Annotated in this window: 2 protein-coding genes and 1 pseudogene; 1 reads left to right on the top strand and 2 read right to left on the bottom strand. The window is 43.6% G+C overall.

Features of this window, described 5'->3' with window-relative positions:
* Positions 1-226: 226 nt before the first annotated feature.
* Together glpX and LC574_RS31060 are read right to left on the bottom strand one after the other, a co-directional pair.
* A pseudogene (gene glpX, locus LC574_RS31065) lies at positions 227-1,263 on the bottom strand (class II fructose-bisphosphatase).
* A gap of 365 nt (positions 1,264-1,628) precedes the next feature.
* Complete coding sequence (locus tag LC574_RS31060) at positions 1,629-2,669, bottom strand: histone deacetylase family protein (RefSeq protein ID WP_229457428.1); 1,041 nt, start codon at positions 2,667-2,669, stop codon at positions 1,629-1,631.
* Between the two features lie 182 nt (positions 2,670-2,851).
* On the opposite strand from LC574_RS31060, the gene LC574_RS31055 reads away from it, so the two are divergent.
* The gene (locus LC574_RS31055) at positions 2,852-3,424 is read left to right on the top strand and encodes a DUF981 family protein (RefSeq protein ID WP_229457427.1); all 573 of its coding nucleotides are present in this window, start codon (positions 2,852-2,854) and stop codon (positions 3,422-3,424) included.
* Positions 3,425-3,652 lie beyond the last annotated feature (228 nt).

The raw sequence follows: 3,652 nt of genomic DNA, 5'->3' as shown, positions 1-3,652 counted from the left end.
AAAAGCTCGATTTTATTATAAGGCTTTGGGCAAGTGTTTCTTGAGAGTATAAGCGATCGGGAGCATCCCACTTTTTTGCAACGTCATTGCGAACGAAACGAAGTGCAGTGAAGCAATCGCAAAATCTCGCACTAAGAACAAGTCTATGCGATTGCTTCGTCGTACCTCCTCGCAATGACAGTTATACTCTCGTTGAAAAATAAAAAATGGGATGCACCCCTAAAAATTAGTTCAGTTGGAGAGTCTTGGGTTCACCAAACATGTGAATTGTATCAACAAATCGAGCCGTTTTCGACTGGTTAGAAATTACCAAGCTTTGAGTTCTGGCTCCGCCGTTGAAGAAGCGTACACCTTGCATGAGATTACCACTGGTAATGCCGCTAGCAGCGAACAAACAGTTTTACCAGATGCCAATTCATGAGCATCATAGACCTTATCGGGGTCATTGATATTCATAGACTTTAAACGATCGATATTAGCTTCTCTGCTTTCTCCAATCAGACCCGTTTTTACTATTGCTGGATCGTAAATCAGTTGACCTTGGAAGTGTCCACCCAAAGCACGCATTGCTGCTGCTGAGATTACACCTTCAGGAGCCGCACCGATACCCATCAGCGCGTGGATATTAGTTCCAGCAAAACCACAGCTTATAGCTGCACCTACATCACCATCTGAAATCAGTTGTACTCTCGCTCCAGCCTCACGGATTTCTTTAATTAAATCGTTGTGGCGTTCGCGCTTCATGACCACGATCACAAGTTCTTCAATAGAGCGCTCTAGACACTCAGCGAGAATCTTGAGGTTTTCTGTTGCTGACTTGTTGATGTCTACCTTGCCCTTAGCTGCGGGAGGTGCTGCTAACTTCTTCATGTAAAAGTCAGGAGCAGCAAATAATCCACCCTTTTCAGAAATTGCCAAGACAGCCATCGAACCAGGTTGTCCATAAGCTACCAAGTTCGTACCTTCACAGGGGTCAACGGCGATGTCAATTTCGATTAATTCATCAGGGTTACAGAGAGCTTCGGCATTTGGTTGGGTACAGATACCAACTTCTTCCCCGATGTATAACATAGGCGCGTCGTCGCGTTCGCCTTCCCCAATCACAATGCGACCCCGCATATAGATTTTATTCATCCGCTCCCGCATAGCTTCCACAGCTACCTGGTCAGCAATGTTTTTTTCGCCTTTACCCATCCACTTCGAGGAAGCGATCGCGGCTTGCTCTACTACTTCAATAATCTCTAACCCAAGTGTATTTTCCACAGAGTCTGCCCTCTCAACTGCTTGAATTTCTGCCGCTTTATCTGGCTATTTCAGTCTTTAAGTCTACCAAAGGGCGGTTACCAATTTTCGATTACAAATGTTAACGAAGTGTCAACTTCCAAATTATTGACACTATTCTCAATAATCTCTATAGATATCAGCCTGTCAAATCTCAGGATAAGTACTTAGAATAATTTTATATACTTTATACAAATAAATATATTTAGTTAAAAGTATATAGGACTCCTATTTGATTGCGTGAAAAAACTCGCCCTCAACTCGAAAGGGCTGATTCCCTACTCCCTACTCCCTACTCCCTGCCTACGCAAATAAGTTCAAAAATCAAATCGGATTGCTATACCATTTTAAACACTTTTAAAACCTGTGACTAATTGTCGAACGTTTTCACTTAGGGCTTCAACGAAGTAGCCACCTTCTTGGACAAAAAGAGTTGGCAAACCAAGTGACTTAATCTTTCTGCCAATTTGATTGTAAGAGGTGGACTCAAGAGCAAAACAACCGAGCGGATCTAATTTAAATGTGTCAAAGCCAGTTGCTACGACCAAAGCTTCTGCCTTGAACGACGACACTACAGCTAGGGCTTTCTCTAAGGCTTGTAGATAAGAAGCCTCATTAGTTCCAGGAGGTAGGGGAATGTTCAAGTTACATTCTTCTCCATTACCCCTGCCACGTTCGTTTTCAAAGCCTGTATAAAAAGGATAAAAGTTGGTGGGATTACCGTGAATCGAAATTGTTAAAACATCACTGCGCTGATAAAAAATCTGCTGGATGCCGTTACCATGATGCATATCAATATCAAGAATTGCAATTCGGGAAAACTTTGTGCGAAGCTCTTGTGTGGCGATCGCAGCGTTATTTAAAAAACACATACCCATTGCCATATCCCGGCAAGCATGATGCCCACTTGGTCTACACAAGGCATAGACAACTAACTCTCCTGCTTTCAGATAAAAAGTTGCTTCAATAACCGCAGATACACTTCCGAGAGCGTTTCGCCATGTGTGTTCTCCGATTGGTGCTGCGCCGTCAGCAATGTACCATCCTGCCAGAGCCACAGGACTTTCGTTGAATTGAGCCAGATGGCGGTTTGAGGAAATGTTAGGAAAAATCTCGGTACTCGCATTCTCCATTTTTGACCAGTGTTCCCAAGCACTCTCAAGATAGTTAACATACGCAGGATCTTGTACCGCTAAGATTGATTCACGCAGCATTGATTCGTGAAGTTCTGGCTGCGATGCTAAAACTATCTCACATTCCGCCTTTTCCAGCCCCAAACGAATCTGATTACCTCTTTGTGCAACATCAGGGTGTTCAATAAAGTGCCCTCTCCAGAGGAATTTTGCCGGCCCAGGAAGGTCAAAGTATGGACTTACTATGACTTTCATTAACTACGAAGTGGAACGTCCCCTATAGTCTACCAAGGGGTGGATACCAGTGGAAAGTAGTTAAATTTTGCTACGCTTTCTTTGGGTGTTAATGTGTGTTTATCTGTGGTTTTAAATATTTAGAAATGTAACAGTGTTTGGCATAATTCATATCAACCCAGAAAAGCATCAAGAGGTGAATCATGTTTATCGACTACATAACACTCATGTTGATCAATATGGTAGCTGGGGTATTTCTACTGGCTGACTATGTGTATCGTGGTATAGATAGCGCTAATCAGAGACAGTGGATTCCTGGATTCGGAATTACTGGGGCTATAGCCTTAACAACTGGTTTACACATGAGCTTCACCTGGCCAGTTATCGGTAGCTTTAACATTGCCTTCGGTGAGACAAGTGTTTTATTTGGAATCTTGTTTGTTGCGACTGCGGTTTCTCTTGCTCAAGGTTGGGATTTATTGACAATAGCAGTTTACGGCTTCTTTGCTGGTGTAGTTGCGATCGTAGTGGGTATCCGCATCATTAACTTGAATTTGACAAAGCAACCGCTTTTATCGGGAATCGGCTTTATTTTAACTGGCTTAGGCGGTATTTTTGCAGCGCCAACTCTCTATTGGAAAACCAATCGAACCTGGCGACTAATTGGCACAGCGGTGCTGATAGTAGCCGCTTTAATTTGGGCATTGACTGGATATTTAGCTTACTGGAATCATTTAGACGGTTTTCAAAAGTGGGTTCCAGCGCCGATGCGGTAAGCAATAGACCTATTGCAAAAGTCCCTAATACACCCCACCTCTAACCCCTCCCCGCAAGCCTACGGTGTACACACAAGTCTGAAGTTGTTCAAGAATCTGGGTTTTACCCCACCCTAACCACTGCTTGAATAGCAAAGTTATATCATGTCCGCTTGATTACTTATTAAACCCGAAGAACCCCACCCCGCCAAAGCTACGCTTTGTCTCCCCTCCCCGCTTGCGGGGAGG

Source organism: Nostoc sp. CHAB 5715, assembly GCF_020829685.1.
Taxonomy (GTDB): domain Bacteria; phylum Cyanobacteriota; class Cyanobacteriia; order Cyanobacteriales; family Nostocaceae; genus Nostoc.
Note: the sequence above shows the minus strand (reverse complement) of the source record. Positions and strands in the feature narration are given on the sequence as shown.